Source organism: Dactylosporangium darangshiense, assembly GCF_039537565.1.
GTDB lineage: Bacteria > Actinomycetota > Actinomycetes > Mycobacteriales > Micromonosporaceae > Dactylosporangium > Dactylosporangium darangshiense.
The window spans coordinates 223,716-238,946 of the sequence record NZ_BAABAT010000003.1; the positions used below are offsets into that span (position 1 = coordinate 223,716).

At 75.7% G+C, this 15,231-nt stretch carries 14 protein-coding genes; 5 read left to right on the forward strand and 9 right to left on the reverse strand.

Going from position 1 to position 15,231, the window contains the following annotated elements; all coding sequences use genetic code 11:
* Window positions 1-6: 6 nt before the first annotated feature.
* On the reverse strand, window positions 7-1,443 hold the full coding sequence (locus ABD901_RS07750) for a GH1 family beta-glucosidase (RefSeq protein ID WP_345122772.1): 1,437 nt from the start codon (window positions 1,441-1,443) through the stop codon (window positions 7-9).
* A gap of 73 nt (window positions 1,444-1,516) precedes the next feature.
* On the opposite strand from ABD901_RS07750, the gene ABD901_RS07755 reads away from it, so the two are divergent.
* Window positions 1,517-2,374: an NAD-dependent epimerase/dehydratase family protein gene (locus tag ABD901_RS07755; protein WP_345122774.1), complete on the forward strand. Its 858-nt coding sequence runs from the start codon at window positions 1,517-1,519 to the stop codon at window positions 2,372-2,374.
* Window positions 2,375-2,385: 11 nt separating this feature from the next.
* Here ABD901_RS07755 and ABD901_RS07760 read toward each other — a convergent pair whose 3' ends face one another.
* The 5 genes from ABD901_RS07760 to ABD901_RS07780 all read right to left on the reverse strand — a co-directional run bounded on the left by ABD901_RS07760 (window position 2,386) and on the right by ABD901_RS07780 (window position 7,642).
* Window positions 2,386-3,051: an SRPBCC family protein gene (locus tag ABD901_RS07760; RefSeq protein ID WP_345122776.1), complete on the reverse strand. Its 666-nt coding sequence runs from the start codon at window positions 3,049-3,051 to the stop codon at window positions 2,386-2,388.
* A gap of 112 nt (window positions 3,052-3,163) precedes the next feature.
* Window positions 3,164-4,015 carry an FAD binding domain-containing protein gene (locus tag ABD901_RS07765; RefSeq protein ID WP_345122778.1) on the reverse strand — a complete coding sequence of 284 codons (852 nt, stop codon included), beginning with the start codon at window positions 4,013-4,015 and terminating at the stop codon, window positions 3,164-3,166.
* On the reverse strand, window positions 4,012-6,375 hold the full coding sequence (locus tag ABD901_RS07770) for a xanthine dehydrogenase family protein molybdopterin-binding subunit (protein ID WP_345122780.1): 2,364 nt from the start codon (window positions 6,373-6,375) through the stop codon (window positions 4,012-4,014). The genes ABD901_RS07765 and ABD901_RS07770 overlap by 4 nt, the downstream gene beginning before the upstream one ends.
* A complete protein-coding gene (locus tag ABD901_RS07775; protein WP_345122782.1) occupies window positions 6,372-6,881 on the reverse strand; it encodes a (2Fe-2S)-binding protein in 510 nt (169 codons plus the stop codon). The genes ABD901_RS07770 and ABD901_RS07775 overlap by 4 nt, the downstream gene beginning before the upstream one ends.
* Before the next feature lie 143 nt (window positions 6,882-7,024).
* Window positions 7,025-7,642, reverse strand: coding sequence for a TetR/AcrR family transcriptional regulator (locus tag ABD901_RS07780; RefSeq protein WP_345122784.1), 618 nt, complete (start codon window positions 7,640-7,642; stop codon window positions 7,025-7,027).
* Window positions 7,643-7,705: 63 nt separating this feature from the next.
* On the opposite strand from ABD901_RS07780, the gene ABD901_RS07785 reads away from it, so the two are divergent.
* Complete coding sequence (locus ABD901_RS07785; protein WP_345122786.1) at window positions 7,706-7,951, forward strand: hypothetical protein; 246 nt, start codon at window positions 7,706-7,708, stop codon at window positions 7,949-7,951.
* 70 nt (window positions 7,952-8,021) lie between these two features.
* Entirely contained in the window at window positions 8,022-8,870 is an 849-nt protein-coding gene (locus ABD901_RS07790; protein WP_345122788.1) for an alpha/beta fold hydrolase, read from the forward strand.
* On the opposite strand, the gene ABD901_RS07795 is transcribed toward ABD901_RS07790, so the two are convergent.
* The 3 genes from ABD901_RS07795 to ABD901_RS07805 are packed head-to-tail and all read right to left on the reverse strand — an operon-like array spanning window position 8,871 to window position 11,860.
* Window positions 8,871-9,998, reverse strand: coding sequence for an XdhC family protein (locus ABD901_RS07795; protein WP_345122790.1), 1,128 nt, complete (start codon window positions 9,996-9,998; stop codon window positions 8,871-8,873).
* A complete protein-coding gene (locus ABD901_RS07800) occupies window positions 9,991-11,016 on the reverse strand; it encodes a vWA domain-containing protein (RefSeq protein ID WP_345122792.1) in 1,026 nt (341 codons plus the stop codon). Before ABD901_RS07800 ends, ABD901_RS07795 begins: the two co-directional genes overlap by 8 nt.
* Window positions 11,003-11,860, reverse strand: a complete 858-nt coding sequence (locus ABD901_RS07805; protein ID WP_345122794.1) for an AAA family ATPase — start codon at window positions 11,858-11,860, stop codon at window positions 11,003-11,005. Before ABD901_RS07805 ends, ABD901_RS07800 begins: the two co-directional genes overlap by 14 nt.
* Window positions 11,861-12,018: 158 nt before the next feature.
* Here ABD901_RS07805 and ABD901_RS07810 point away from each other — a divergent pair, with 158 nt between their 5' ends.
* Both ABD901_RS07810 and ABD901_RS07815 read left to right on the forward strand, forming a co-directional pair.
* Complete coding sequence (locus tag ABD901_RS07810; RefSeq protein WP_345122796.1) at window positions 12,019-14,793, forward strand: hypothetical protein; 2,775 nt, start codon at window positions 12,019-12,021, stop codon at window positions 14,791-14,793.
* Window positions 14,772-14,957 (forward strand): hypothetical protein, encoded by a 186-nt coding sequence (locus ABD901_RS07815; protein ID WP_345122798.1) that lies wholly within the window; start codon window positions 14,772-14,774, stop codon window positions 14,955-14,957. The genes ABD901_RS07810 and ABD901_RS07815 overlap by 22 nt, the downstream gene beginning before the upstream one ends.
* Window positions 14,958-15,231: the final 274 nt, after the last annotated feature.

The following is a 15,231-nucleotide window of genomic DNA, read 5'->3' on the forward strand; positions in this document are numbered from 1 at the left end:
CTTGTTCTAGGGCTGGATGCCGTTGCGGGCGATGACGTCGCGGTACCACTCCGCGCTCGCCTTGCGCCGCCGGTCCCTGGTCTTCGGGTCGACGCGGATGATGCCCCAGCGCTGGGAGTACCCTTCGGCCCACTCGAAGTTGTCCAGCAGCGACCAGACGTGGTAGCCCTCCAGCCGCACCCCGGCCGCGATCGCCTTGTGCGCGGCGGCGAGGTGGTCGCGCAGGAACGCGATCCGGTCGTCGTCCTGCTCGTCGCTGGTCGAGGGCATCCCGTTCTCGGTGACCGTGATCGGGATGTCGCCGTAGTCGCGCCTGATGCGGGTCAGGACGTCGAAGAGCCCGTCCGGGTACACCTCGAGCCACGTCGCCTGCGTCGTCGGGTGCTTCACGGCCCGCCCGCCGCTGGCGGTGACGTAGATCGGGTTGTAGTACTGCACGGCGAGCAGGTCGGACGGCTCCCCGATCGTCGCGGCGTCCCCGTCGCGGATCGCCGCCCGCACCGGCGCGCCGGCCGGCTGCGCGGCGAGCCAGGCGGCCGGGTACCGCCCGCGCAGCACGGGTTCGAGGTACCGCTGGTTCTCGTCGTCGTCGACCAGCCCCGCCTGCTTGGCCGCGCCCGCCGAGGAGTCGGCCGGATACACGGGGGACAGGTTGAGCGCGGCCCCGATCCGCCCCCGCTTGCCGGAGGCGCGGAACGCCTTGACGGCCATCCCGTGCGCGAGCAGCAGGTGATGCCCCGCAACGTTGGCGACCCGCTTGTCGCGCTTGCCGGGCGCGTGGATGCCGGAGGTGTACCCCAGCTGGACGACGGTCTTGGGTTCGTTGAGCGTCAGCCAGGTCCCGACCTTGTCCCCGAGCGAGTAGAACATCTGCAGCGCGTAGTCGGCGAACCACTGCGCGCAGTCGCGCTGCTCCCACCCGCCCTTGTCCTGCAGCGCCTGCGGCGTGTCCCAGTGAAACAGCGTGGCCACGGGCGTGATCCCGCGCGCGAGCAGCCCGTCGACGAGCCGGTGGTAGAAGTCGAGCCCCTTGGCGTTGAGCGCCCCGCGCCCCTCCGGCAGCACCCGTGACCAGGAGATCGAGAACCGGTAGCTCTTGAGCCCGATGCTCTTCATGAGATCGAGGTCCTCGTACACCCGGTGGTAGTGGTCGGCGGCCACGTCGCCGTTGTCCCCGCCGCGCACCCGCCCGGACTGGTGGCTGAACGTGTCCCACACGGACGGCCCGCGCCCGTCCTCGGCCGCGGCCCCTTCCACCTGGTACGCCGACGTCGACGCGCCCCACGCGAACCCTTCGGGGAACGCGAGCCCGCCGGGCCCGAGCGTGGGCGGCGGCGCCGTGGCCGCGGCGACCCCGGGCTGCGCCCCGGGCGCGTCCTGTGGGGTGCAGCCCGCGGCGACCGCCCCGGCGGCGGCGAGGGTGAGCACGTGGCGCCGTCGCATTCCCAAGACCGTAGCCGGTGCGCGCCACCCGCCCCGGTTGCCGCATGTGCGGACGATGTTGTTCGATCGTTGGATGCGCGTACTCGTCACCGGCGCAGCGGGCAACATCGGCGCCGCGGTCTGCCGCTGCCTCGCCGCCTCCGGCATGCGGATCTCCGCCCTGGTCCTCAACGCCGAGCAGGCGGCCCGGGTCGAGCACGCCGGCCGCACGGTGATCGGCGACGCCGGCGACCCGGCGGCCGTCGCGGAGGCGATCGCCGGCGGCGTGGACGCAGTGGTGCACCTGGCGGCGTTGCGCAGCCCCGAGCTCGGCACCCCGGTCGAGGTCTTCGGCGGCAACACGCGGGCCACGTTCGTGGTGCTGGAGGAGGCCTGCCGCCGCGGCGCGCGCCGCGCCGTGATCGCGAGCAGCTACTCGATCCTCGGCCTGCGGTTCTCGCCGCACACGCTGCACCCGGCGTACTTCCCGATCGACGAGGCCCTGCCCCTGCAGGTCGAGGACCCGTACTCCCTGTCGAAGCAGGTCGACGAGGCGACCGCCGCGATGATGCACCGCCGCTACGGCACCGACATCGTGGCATTGCGCCTGCCGTACACGGTCGGCTGGCCGGAGCTCGAGGCGATGGCCCGCACCTGCCGCGCGGACCCGGCCGCGATGGCCGCCGACTCGTGGTCGTACCTGCACGCGGACGACGCCGCCGAGGCCGTCCGGCTGGCGCTGACCCGCCCGGTCGCGGGCTTCCACCCGGTGTTCCTCGCGGCGCCGCGGACCATGGACCCGAGGCCGACCGCGGAGCTCATCGCGGCCCACCACCCCGGCGCCGAGGTGCGCCGCGCCGTTGCCGGGCACGACACGCCGATCGACACGAGCCGCATCGAGCGCCTGCTGGGCTTCCACGCCACCCGGCTGCTGGACATCCCGCCGCTGTGACGGATGACGGGTCAGCGGCGGCGGATCCACCAGATGATGCCCAGCACCACGGCGAAGCTGGCCGCGGCGGTCACCACGTAGGGCACGGCCCGGCGCACGGCACCGCCGACGCCGCTCACGGCGAGCAGGTCGATGGGCTCCGCATCCGGCTCCACCGGCGCCAGGGGCCCGGCGGACGGCGCCGCCTCCTCGGCAGGCGCCGCCTCCGCAACGGGCGGAGCCTCGTCCGAAGCCGCCAGCTTCTGCGAAAGGCAGTTGGCGAACTGGCCGATCAGGCGGCCGCTGACGTCGCCGATCAGGCCGCGGCCGAACTGGGCGGCCTTGCCGGTGATGTCGAGGTCGGTGGCGACGTTCACCCGGGTGGCGGTGTTGTCGTCCTCGGCGACGAGCGTCGCCGTGACGGTCGCCTTGGCGGTGCCGCCGCCGCGGCTGTCGGCGCCGGACGCCCCGATGACCACCCGGCGGTTGTCCTCGTCGCGCTCCACGAAGCGGCCCGAGCCCTTGAACGTCATGCTGACGGGGCCGAGCTTCACCTTCACCGTGCCGGTGAACTCGTCGCCCTCGACCGAGGTCAGCGTGGCGCCGGGCATGCACGGCGCGACCCGCTCGATGTCCAGCAGCACCGCCCATGCCCGCTCGGCGGGGACGGGCACCGTGAAGGTGTTCTCCAGTTGCACGGCGTACCTCCGGTAGACGGCTCCGCTGCCGACGGTAGTCCCTGGGCGGGGCACCGCGCAGCCAGGTGTACCGCCGCCGGCTCCGGAGGGACCGGCGGCGGCACACCCGGGCTCACACGCCCAGCGCCCGGCACACGGCGCGGGCGGTGAGCACCCGCGCGAGGTCCCGGCGGTAGTCGGCCGACCCGGACAGGTCGTCGACCGGCGTGGTGCCGGCCGCGACCTGCGCGCAGGCCGCGGCGACGGCGGCCGGCGTGGCCGCGGCGCCGGCGAGGGCGTCCTCGACGGCGCGGGCGCGGTGCGGCACCGGGCCCATGTTCGTCAGCGCGACGCGGGCCGCGCCGATGCCGCCGTTGTCGCGGCGGACCGCGACGGCGACGCCGACGATCGCCCACGCCTGTGCGGTGCGGTGGAACTTCTCGTAGTGGGCCGTCCAGCCGGCCGTGGAGGGCACCCGCACCTCGACGAGGACCTCGTCGGGGGCCAGGTCGGTGGTGAACAGGTCGACGGTGAAGCCGGCCGCGCCGATCGTCCGGCTGCCCGCCGGGCCCTGTACGACATACGTCGCGTCGAGGGCCGCCGCCACGGCGGGCAGGTCGGCGGCCGGGTCGGCGTGCGCGAGCGAGCCGCCCAGGGTGCCGCGGTGGCGGACCTGGCGATCGCCCACGGTGCCGGCCGCGGCGGCCAGCAGCGGCGCGTGCTGCCGGACGAGATCGGAGGCGGCGACCTCCGCGTGCGTGGTCATCGCGCCGATGACCAGTGTGTCGCCCTCGAGGCGGATCCCGGTGAGGCCGGGCACCGCGCCGAGGTCGACGAGCAGGGTGGGTGCGGCCAGGCGCAGCCGCAGCACGGGCAGCAGCGACTGCCCGCCGGCGAGGACCTTGCCCTCGTCGGCGGAGCCGAGCGCCGCGACGGCCTCCTCCACGGTGGACGGCCGCAGGTAGTCGAACGGCACGGGAATCACGAGACACCTCCGCGCTGGACGGCCCGCCACACCCGTTCGGGCGTGCACGGCATCGGTACGTCGCTCACCCCGTAGGGCCGCAGCGCGTCGACGATCGCGTTGACCACGGCCGGGGTGGCCGCGATCGCGCCCGCCTCGCCGACGCCCTTGACGCCGAGCGGGTTGGACGTCGCCGGGGTCTCGGTGCGGTCGGTGACGATGGTCGGCAGGTCGGCGGCGCTCGGGATGGTGTACTCCACGAACGACCCGGTCAGCAGGGTGCCGCCCTCGTCGTAGACGGCCTCCTCGTGCAGGGCCTGCGCGATGCCCTGCGCGACACCGCCGTGCACCTGCCCCTCGACGATGAGCGGGTTCACGACGCGGCCGACGTCGTCGACGGCGACGTACCGCCGGATCGTGACCCGCCCGGTCTGCGTGTCGACCTCGGTCGCGCACAGGTGGGTGCCGTGCGGGAACGAGAACGTCTGCGGGTCGAAGGTGGCGTCGGCGTCCAGCGACGCCTCGACCCCGTCGGGCAGGTCGTGGGCGGCGAAGACGGCGAAGGCGCAGTCCCCGATGGTCTTCGCGGCGTCGGGTGTACCGCGGACCCGGAACGCCCCGCCGGTGAACTCGAGGTCGTCGGGGCTGCACTCGAGCATGTGGGCGGCGACCGTCCGCGCCTTGTCCCGCACCTTGCGGCAGGCCTCGACGAGCGCGACCCCGCCGACGGCGAGGGAGCGCGAGCCGTAGGTGTCCAGGCCCTTGTGCGAGGTGCGGGTGTCGCCGTGCAGGACCTCGACGTCGTCGAAGGCGACGCCGAGCTCGTCGGCGACGATCTGGCTCCACGCCGTCACGTGGCCCTGGCCGTGCGGGCTGGTGCCGGTGACGACCTCGACCTTGCCGGTCGGCAGCACCCGCACGGCCGCGCTCTCCCAGCCGCCGGCGGCGTAGCGCAGCGCGCCGAGGATCCGCGACGGCGCGAGGCCGCACATCTCGGTGTAGGTCGAGACCCCGAGCCCCAGCTGTACCGAATCACCGGCTTCGCGGCGTTTCGCCTGCTCGGCGCGCAGCTCCTGGTAGCCGAACAGCTCCAGCGCCCGGTCCGTGGCCGCGTCGTAGTCCCCGGAGTCGTACACCAGCCCGGCGACGGTCGTGTAGGGGAACTCCTCGGCCTTGATCCAGTTGCGCCGGCGCACCTCGATCGGGTCCAGCCCCAGCTCGACGGCGAGCTCGTCCATGGCCCGCTCGATCGCGTAGGTGGCCTCGGGCCGCCCGGCGCCGCGGTAGGCGTCGGTGATCGTGGTGTTGGTGAAGACGCCGGTGCACTCGAAGCGGTACGCCGGGACCTTGTAGATCGCGTTGTACATGAACGCGCCGAGGATCGGCACGCCCGGCCCGACGAGGCCCAGATAGGCGCCCATGTTGGCGATGAGCTTGACGTCGATGCCGGTCAGGGTGCCGTCGCGGCGGGCGGTGAGCGTGATGTCCTGGATCTGGTCGCGGCCGTGGTGGGCCGACAGCATCGTGTCGCCGCGGGTCTCGGTGTACTTCACCGGCTTGCCGACCCGCTGCGCGGCCAGGAACGCGATCATCTCCTCGGGCGTGACCTGCAGCTTGCCGCCGAAGCCGCCGCCGACGTCGGGCGCGATGACCCGGATCTTGTGCTCGGGCACGCCGGTGAGCAGCGCGTAGAAGACCCGCAGGATGTGCGGGATCTGGGTGGAGGACCAGATGGTGTACTCACCCGCGCCCGGGTCGACGACCACGCTGCGCGGCTCCATGAACGCCGGGATGAGCCGTTGCTGCACGTAGCGGCGGTGGATGCGCACCTCGGCCTCGGCGTCGGCGACGCTGGTGCCGGTGCCCGCGGCGGCGGAGTCGAAGACCCACGTGTAGGAGCGGTTGGTGCCCTTGTCGGGGTGGACGAGGCCCTCGTCGCGCGCGGCGGCCGCCAGGTCGAGCACGGGGTCGAGGGGCTCGTACTGCGCGTCGATCGCCTCGAGGGCGTCCACGGCGCTGGCCGGGTCGCGGGCCACGACGACGGCGACGGCCTCGCCGTGGTGGCGCACCACGTCGACCGCGAGGGGCGGGCGGACCGGGTGGACGATGTCCTCGGTCACCGGCCACGCGCACGGCAGGCTGCCCTGCACGTCGGCGACGTCGGCGCCGGTGAACGCCGCGACGACGTTGTCGGCGCGCAGGGCGCCGGAGACGTCCATGCGCGTGATCCGGGCGTGCGCGTGCGGGCTGCGCAGGATCGCCAGGTGCAGCATCCCGGGCAGCGCGAGGTTGTCGGTCCACCGGGTGCGCCCGGTGATGAGCCGCGCGTCCTCCTTGCGCCGCCGGGCCGCGCCGACCTCGGGCTCGATGGTGGCGGTCATGCCCCCACCTCCTGCGGCACCCCGGCCTGCTCGCGCAGCGTCGCGGCCGCCGCCTGCACGGCGCGGACGATGTTCTGGTACCCCGTGCAGCGGCACAGGTTGCCCGACAGCCCCTCGCGGATCTCCTCCTCGGTCGGGTCGGGGTTGTCGCGCAGCAGGTCGACGGCCGACATGATCATGCCGGGGGTGCAGTATCCGCACTGCAGGGCGTGCAGCTCGTGAAACGCCCGCTGCACGGCGTGCAGCGACCCGTCGGGGCCGGCCAGGCCCTCGATCGTGGTGACGCTGGCGCCGTCGGCCTGCACGGCGAGCACCGAGCAGCTCTTGACGCTGTGCGCCACCGCGTCCGGGCCGGCGCCCATGAGCACCGTGCACGAGCCGCAGTTGCTGGTATCGCATCCGACGACCGTGCCAACCTTGCCGAGCCGTTCGCGCAGATGCTGGACGAGAAGGGTCCGCGGATCGACGTCGTCGACGAAGCGGCTGCCGTCGACGTCGACACTCACGCGAACGCGTTGGGAAGAGGGCATGGTGCCTCCCGCGGGGACGTGCCGAACGGCCCGTCGCGCGGCGGACGCAACCCGGGCCACTGCCTGATCAGCAGACCTCAGAAAGAGTGATCAACGCAACCCTCCGATGGTCTTGAAAACTATTCGTCCCGGGCTTCCTCGAGCTCCAGGGCGCGCACCAGGGCCCGGAGGCCGGCCGCGGTGCCGGCCTCGTCGCCGCCGGTCACCCGGTCCAGGAGCAGGCCGCGCAGGGTCGCCAGGACCATCTCGGCGACCTCGCGGCGGCGGGCCTCGGCCCAGGCGGGCGGGCACAGTGACAGCAGCGCCGGCAGGTACTGCTCCGTGGCCTCCCGGCCGAACTTGGCGTAGCGGGCCGGGTCGTACATCGCCAGCCCGGTCGACTGCTCCAGCACCCGGTGGCCGAAGCGCGGGTCGACGAGCACCGGCCACAGCGCGCCGACCCGGGCGGCGAGGGTGCCGTGCGCGGCGGCCGTGGCGGCCGCGGCGAGGCCGTTGTCGATGCGCCGCTCGCGCAGCCGGTCCACGGCCTGCACGAGCAGGTCGTCGGCGCCGTCGAAGTGGTAGAGCAGCACCTTGTGGGTGGTGCCGGCGGCCCGGGCGGCGCGGCGCAGCGAGAAGTCGACGAGCCCGTGCTCGGCCAGGTCCGCCACGACCCGGTCGAGCAGCTCCTGGCGGCGCGCCTTGCCCCGCGCCGTGCCGGCCGAGCGCCGGTAGCCCTTCTCGTGTTCGGACTGCACCGGTCCAGCATTCCAGCCGGAGGGACGGCACATGCCGGCCGGCCGGGCCCGTAGCATCCTCGAATGCCCGCGACCATGCTCGCCGCCGCGGCGATCGCCGGCCTCTACTGCTGGCTGATCGCCCGGCACCTGCGCAAGACAGCCGCCGTCGACGGGCCGCAGGGGCGGCTGGCCCGCGCCGAGCGCGCCGCCGCCGACCGGCTCCTCGCCGGTGACCTGGACCGCGCCGGGTACCGCGCCGAGATGGAGACCCTGGCGGCCCTGGACGCCGTCGAGCGCCCCCTCGTCGTGCCCTTGCCCGAGGTCTAGCCCGAACCGGTAAGGAGCGTGACGCACCGAACCCTGGCCGCAATGTGAACCACGTGGTTCACTTCAAGGCATGGGCGAGCTTCGAAGCATGGGCGAGATCGAGCTGAGCGCGGGGACGATCGAGTACCGCGACACGGGCGGGGACGGGCCCGTCATGGTGCTGCTGCACGGCCTGCTGATGGACGCCACCCTCTGGGACGAGGTGGTGGCGGGGCTGGCACCGCGGTACCGGTGCGTCGTGCCGGCGCTGCCGCTCGGCGCGCACCGGCGGCCGGTGCGCCGCGACGCCGACCTGTCGCTGCCGGGCCTCGCGCGCCTCGTCGCCGAGCTCCTGCAACGGCTCGGGCTGTCGGACGTGACCCTGGTCGGCAACGACACCGGAGGGGCGATCGCCCAGCTCGTGGCGGCCGACCCGGAGCTGAGCAAGCGGGTCGGACGGCTCGTCCTGGTCTCCTGCGAGGCGTTCGACAACCTGCCGCCCGGGCTGACCGGGCGCACGATCGCGCTGCTGGGCCGGCTGCCGGCCTGGGCGTTTCGGGCGTTCATGCAGCAGATGCGGCTGAAGCCGGTGCGGCGGCTGCCGATCGCGTTCGGGTGGCTCACCCGGCGCGGCGACGCCGTCACGCGCGGCTGGGCCCGCCCCATCCTGTCCGAGCCGGGGATCGCCCGGGATGCGGTACGCGTACTGCGCGCCGTCTTCGCCGACCGCACGGTGCTGTCACGGGCCGCGGAGCGCCTTGCGGGCTTCGAGCGCCCCGCCCTCGTGGTGTGGGCGGCGCGCGACCGGGTCATGCCGCCCGAGCACGGCCGCCGGCTCGCGGCGCTGCTGCCGCAGGCGCGGCTGGTCGAGGTACCAGATAGCGAAACCCTGATTCCCCTCGACCAGCCGCACCGGCTGACGGAGGCGCTGCTGTCCTGATCAGTCGTGGTGGATGCGCCCGGCGAGGCTCGTCAGGCGGGCCCCGCCGCCGCCCCACCGCCCGGCGATGATCTCGGCGGCGATGCTGACCGCCGTCTCCTCGGGCGTGCGGGCGCCGAGGTCCAGGCCGATCGGCGAGGAGAGCCGGGCGATCTCGGCCTCGCCGACGCCGGCCTCGCGCAGGCGGGCCAGGCGGTCGTCGTGGGTGCGCCGGGATCCCATCGCGCCGACGAAGGCCAGGTCCTGGCGCAGCGCCACCTCCAGCACCGGGACGTCGAACTTCGGGTCGTGGGTGAGCACGCACACGACGGTGCGCTCGTCGACCCGGCCGGCGTCGATCTCGGCCTGCAGGTAGCGGTGCGGCCAGTCCACGACCACCTCGTCGGCGCCGGGAAAGCGCTTCGACGTCGCGAAGACCGGACGGGCGTCGCAGACCGTCACGTGGTACCCCAGGAAGCCCCCGATCCGCGCGACCGACGCCGCGAAGTCGATGGCCCCGAACACGAGCATCCGGGCCGGCGGGGCGTAGGAGGCGACGAACAGGGTCAGGCCCTCGCCGCGGCGCTCCCCGTCCAGCCCGTAGTGCAGGGTGTCGGTCCGCCCGGCGGCGAGCAACCCGCGGGCGTCGTCGGCGGCCGCGGCGTCCAGGCGCGGCGAGCCGAGCGTGCCGTCGACGTCGCCGTTGTCGCTCTTGGCGGGCCAGACCACGAGGCGGCGCCCGACGCGGTCGCCCGGACCCTCCACAACGGACACCACGGCGACGGGCTCCCGGCGCCCGATCGCCCGGGCCACCCGGTCCAGCTGCGGGAACGTCGCCTGCGAGACCGGCTCGACGAGCAGCTCGATGATGCCGCCGCAGGTGAGCCCGACGGCGAACGCGTCGTCGTCGCTGACGCCGTAGCGCTGCACGACCGGCGTGCCGGTCTCGACGACCTCGCGTGCCAGCTCATACACGGCGCCCTCGACACAGCCGCCGGAGACGCTGCCGACGGCGGTGCCGTCCGGGCCGGCCAGCATCGTGGCGCCCGGCGGGCGGGGGGAGCTGCGCCAGGTCCGCACCACCGTGGCCATCCCGACCGGCTCGCCGGAGCGCCACCAGCCCAGCAGCTCGTTCAACACCTCACGCACGGCGAACCTCCATGTTCGTCACGACCGCCGAGAGCGCCGCGATCGTATGGCCCGCCACGAGCGCGTCGACGTGCGGGAGGGCCGCGGCCAGTCCGCCGGCCGACGGGGCGAAGCCGGGCCGGCCGGCGTGCGGGCTGACCCAGACGACCCGGGCGGCGAGGCGGCGCAGGTGGGCGACGGCGGCGGCGAGGCGGTCCGGGTCGCCGGTCTCCCAGCCGTCGCTGAACACCACGACGACGGCGCGGCGGGCCACACCGCGGTGCCCGTCGCCGCGCACGAACGCCGACACCGTGTCGGCGAGGCGGGTGCCGCCGCGCCAATCCGGGATCGCCTGCCCGGCCAGGCGCAGCGCGGCCTCGGCGTCGCGGGTGCGCATCGCGGCGGTGAGCGGCGTCAGCCGGGTGCCCAGCGCGTACACGGCAGTCCACCGTGGACGGTGGCGCACGAGGGCGTGCGCGAAGCGCAGCAGGGCGTCGGCGTAGGGCGACATCGACCCCGACACGTCCACCAGCAGCACGAGGCGGCGCGGCCGCGGCCGGCGGGCCCGGCGCAGCAGCACGTCGGGGCCGCGCAGCAGCGCCCGCACGGTGCGCCGCCGGTCGACGGGGCCGCGCGCGGCGGGCGCGTAGCGGCGCCCGGCCCGCATCGGGTGTGCGCGCGCGGTCAGGGCGAGCAGCCGCTGCGCCTCCGCGCGCTCCACGGCCGACAGGGTGGCCAGGTCGCGGTGGCGCAGCACCTCCTCGGCGCTGGCCTGCACGGCAAGGGCCGGGTCGCCGTCGCCGGCGGGCGCCGACGGCGGCATGGTGGCGCGGAACAGCGAGCGCTCCGGCAGCCGGCGCACCTGCCACGGCGTGCCCTTCGGCGCCGCCTCGCGGTCCTGCCCGGCGAACGCCGCGTCGTAGCGGGCGATGTCCTCGGGCGAGCCGCACAGGGTGAGCCGGCCGACCCAGTACGCGTGCTCGGGCCCGGCCGCGTCCAGGGCGGTCCAGAACGACAGGACGCGGTCAAGCGAGTACATCGGAGTCCTTGACGAGCTCGATGTCCTCGCGCACCTTGAGCACCACGCCGAGTGTGTCGGTGCCGGGCTCGCTCAGCCCGAGCGCGCCGAGCGCCGCCGCCCAGTCGATCGCCTCGGCGACGCCGGGCGGCTTGACCAGGTCGAGGGCGCGCAGCCGCGCGGTGGCCGCGGCGACCCGGGCGGCGAGCCGCTCGCCGACGCCGGGCAGGCGGACGCGCAGGATCTCGGCCTCGCGCTCGGGCGTGGGGTGCGCGACCCAGTGGTACAGGCACCGGCGCTTGAGCGCGTCGTGCACCTCGCGGGTGCGGTTGCTCGTGACCACGACGACGGGCGGCACCTCGGCCACGATCCGCCCGAGCTCGGGCACGCTCACCGCGGCGTCGGCGAGCAGCTCCAGCAGGTACGCCTCGAACTCGTCGTCGGCCCGGTCGATCTCGTCGACGAGCAGCACGCACGGGGCCCGCTCGACCGCCTGCAGCAGGGGCCGGGCGAGCAGGAAGCGCCGGTCGTAGAGGTCGGCCTCGAGCTCGGCCGCGGACACCGACCCGTGCGCGGCGGCCTCGACGGCGCGCAGGTGCAGCACCTGGCGCGGGAAGTCCCAGTCGTAGAGCGCCTGCGCGGCGTCGAGGCCCTCATAGCACTGCAGCCGGATGAGCTCGACCCCGGCGGCCTCGGCGAGGGCGGCCGCGAACGCGGTCTTGCCGACGCCGGCGTCGCCCTCCAGGAAGATCGGCCGGTGCAGGCACAGCGCGAGGAAGCCCGCCATCGCGAGCCCCTCGTCGGCGAGGTAACCCACGGAGGCCAGGCGCGCCGCGAGAGCGGCCGGCGACGCGAAGTCCGGCACGCCCCCAACTATGCGCCACGTCACGCGGATCCGGAAAAGGTACGGACCCGAATATCCGCGTGCGTCACCCCGGCCGGTTGGCGGACCATGGCCGGGTGACGCGACTGTCCGGCGGAGTGATCCCTCCCCCTCACGAACGCGTCCGGCCGTTGAGCGGCATGTCTCCCGGCGCCGCGGTGGTGCTCGGGCCGGCCGATGCCGGCGACGACCGGGTCCGGCGGGCGCTCGACCGGCTCGCCCGGCTCGTGCAGGACGGCGGGGTCGTCGCCGCCGACTCCGGCGCCGACCTGGGCGACGACTTCCGGGCGGCGCGCCTGGAGGGCGGCGCCGGAGACCGCCGCGACGGCGTGCTCGCCGCCCTGCGCATCGCCGGAGCCGAGGCCCTCGGGCCACCCGCAGCCATCTCGGTCGCCCTGTTCGGCCCGGACGCGACCAAGCCGCTGGGCGCCGCCGCGACCGCCGCCGTCGAGGCCGCCCGCTGGCCCGCGCTGCGCCTGGCGGTCGCCGCCGCCGACCTGCTGGGCCCCGAGCAGCTGGTCACGCTGCTCGGCCTCGAGGCGCCGCCGGGCATCGACCCGTTCCCGGACGGCCTGCCCTCGGTCGTCGGCACGCACCTGGCCCGGTTCCTCACGCCGTTCCCGCGCCCGCGCCGCCTGGCGCTGCTGCTGGACCTGTGGGACCGCGTCCGCGCGCACCAGCAGGACCGCCGCCGCCGCGAGGCCCGCCGCGCGACACAGGCCCGCGGGGACCGCCGCGACGACCTGTACACGCGCCAGGAGCGCTATGACGACGACGACCTCCTGGCCGCGCTGCGCTCGAGCCTCGGACACGAGCCGACCCTCGCGGAGGCGGCGCGGTGGCAGGCGCCGCTGTGGTACCACACCCGCTGCGCCGACGCGGCACTGCACGACTGCCTGGGCGCCACCGTGCTCGCGCGCCTGGCGGTCACGGTCGCCGACGAGGGCGTGCCGGCCGCCCTGGACCGCCACCGCCACGAGATCGCCGCGGCGGCCGCGCTCGTCGACCCCGGCCAGCTCAGCCGCGCCGCCCGGCGCATACCCGGCCTGACCGGCCTCCCCGCGCGCCCGGGCGTGATCCTGCGCGACCTGGAGCGCCGCCTCGCCAACCCCCGCCAGCCCTCCGGGGACGAGGCGTTCGTGCGCATCGCGATCGCCAACGCGCGCACGTACGGGGTCCTGGCCCACGGCAAGGCCGCGACGCTGCTGTGGGGCATCGTCCAGGGCCCCGAGGACCCGGCCCGCCGCGCCGCCGCACGGTGGGCCAACGGCTCACTGGCCAAGTGGCGGGCCGCCGTCGGGCACTTCTCCCCCGAGCGGCTCCCCCGCTGGTTCCAGCCGCCCCTGCTCGAAGCCGGCGACGGCGTCAGCATCGGCCTGGCGATCGAGCGCGGCCACCCCTACCTGGAGCACATCGGCGACATGCTGTGGCTCGCCGAGCTCTGCGACGCCGTGGCCCGGCTCGACGGCCGCGAGTCCGCCTCGGTCCAGTACGACACGGTCCCCTTCATCGACCCGGAGCCGCCCGATCGTGCCGAGCCGTCGCCGCTCGAACCGTCGCTGGAGTCGATCGCCGCGGCGGCCGGCGGCGTGGCGCAGCTGGCGGGCCTGGCCGGCTTCGGCGCCGGCGACGACGGCGCGGACGCGGCGCAGCCGGCCCGCCGCGCCCGCGCCTGGCCGGACCTCGCCGCCGCGCTGGCCGCCGCCGTCGCGACCGAGAGCCTGACGGCCGCCTTCAAGGTCCCGGCCCCGATCCTGGCCGCCGACGGCACCGCCCTGCCGGGCTCCGGCGGCGAGCGCCTCGAGATCGCGCTGACGCCGCGGCAGACGGCGCTGTGGGGCGCGTACATGGGCAACTGCATCGGCGGCCCCGACTACACGGCGCAGTGCGTCGCCGGCCGGTCCGTCCTCGTCGCGGTCCGCTGCGCCGACGGGCGGCTGCTGCTCAACGGCCAGCTGCGCCCGGTGCGCCACGGCTGGATCGTCGCCGAGCTGCGGGCGCGCTTCAACCACGACCCGGAGCCGGCGCTGGACGCGCGCTTCCGCGAGTGGGTCGCGACCCTGCCGCCGCAGCGCCCGGCCGTGGACGGGGCGCCGGGGGCGGACGCGGGACCGGAGCCCGGACCGGAGCCGGGCCCGGCGCGCGAGGCTCGTGCCGGGCGGCGGCGGGTGCCCTCGCCGGCGGCCCGCATCGCCGCCGAGCACGGCCCGGCCCTCGTCGCGCGCGCCGCGCAGGCCCGGCGGGAGCTCGCCGCGACGCTCGAGCCCATCGCGGCGCTCGCCGGCCGGCTGCCGGCGGGCGGCCCGAGCGAGGAGCCGCTGACCGCCATGCGCCGCGCGTCGCGGCCGGCGCTGGCCCGGGCGGTCGCCGCGGCGCTGGAGTCCGGCGAGGCGGCCCGGCTGTGGCGGGCGACCGCCGAGCGCCCAATGGCCGGCGCGCTGCCGGACGGCGCGCCCGAGCTGGCCCCGCTGCTCGCCGACGCGCCACTGCCGGGATCGCTGCGCACGCTCGCCCGCCGCCCGGGCGTGGCCGAGGCGCGCACGGCCGACCTGGTCGCGCTGCGGGTCCGCTCGGCACTGGGCGACCTGCTGCGGGAGGGCCACCCGGCGCTGGTGTCGTCGCGGCCCCGCGGGATCACGGTGCCGATGCTGTGCGCCTGCGCCCTGGCCGTGACCTGCTGGTCCGGTCCGGGCGCGGCCGTGCTGGCGCCCCGGCGGGTCCACGTGCCCGGCTACCCGGCCTCGGCGCTGCACGACGAGGACGGCCCCTGGGCGGCGGCGTGGGCGGACGCGGTGGAGCTGGGCGCCGACCGCGAGACCTTCTGGGACCACATCGCCGAGCACGGCCTGTTGGTCCCCGAGGGCTGGCTGGCACACGGCGGCTGGCCGGCCCTGTGGCAGGCCGCCCACCGCTGATCGCCCGGCCACCGACGCCGCGGCCCGCCGGCACCACGCGCGACCTCGCACCGCTGCCGGTCGGCGTGTGCCAGGCCGCCCGGCCGCCGACGCTGCGGGCCGCCGGCAGCACGCGCGACCTCGCACCCCTGCCGGCCGGCGCGTGGCAGGCCGCCCACCGCTGACCGCCCGGCCACCGACGTTGCGAGCCGCCGGCGGCACGCGCGACCTCGCACCCCTGCCGGCCGGCGCGTGGCAGGCCGCCCACCGCTAACCGCCCGGCCACCGACGCTGCGGCCCGCCGGCACCACGCGCGACCTTGCATCCCCACCGACGCCCGTCACTGACCTCCGGTGCATCGATCGCGGACCGGCCTTGCGCGATGCCCGAAATTGCCCATCAGCGCGGATTTATCTCCTGTCAGGCGAAAAATCCGACAAGTCGTGGCACGGAGTGCCC

Coding starts and splice junctions, on each gene's coding strand:
- ABD901_RS07750 (WP_345122772.1), bottom strand. CDS start 1,443: ATGCGACGGCGCCACGTGCTCACCCTCGCCGCCGCCGGGGCGGTCGCC.
- ABD901_RS07755 (WP_345122774.1), top strand. CDS start 1,517: ATGCGCGTACTCGTCACCGGCGCAGCGGGCAACATCGGCGCCGCGGTC.
- ABD901_RS07770 (WP_345122780.1), bottom strand. CDS start 6,375: ATGACCGCCACCATCGAGCCCGAGGTCGGCGCGGCCCGGCGGCGCAAG.
- ABD901_RS07785 (WP_345122786.1), top strand. CDS start 7,706: ATGCCCGCGACCATGCTCGCCGCCGCGGCGATCGCCGGCCTCTACTGC.
- ABD901_RS07790 (WP_345122788.1), top strand. CDS start 8,022: ATGGGCGAGCTTCGAAGCATGGGCGAGATCGAGCTGAGCGCGGGGACG.
- ABD901_RS07800 (WP_345122792.1), bottom strand. CDS start 11,016: ATGTACTCGCTTGACCGCGTCCTGTCGTTCTGGACCGCCCTGGACGCG.
- ABD901_RS07810 (WP_345122796.1), top strand. CDS start 12,019: ATGTCTCCCGGCGCCGCGGTGGTGCTCGGGCCGGCCGATGCCGGCGAC.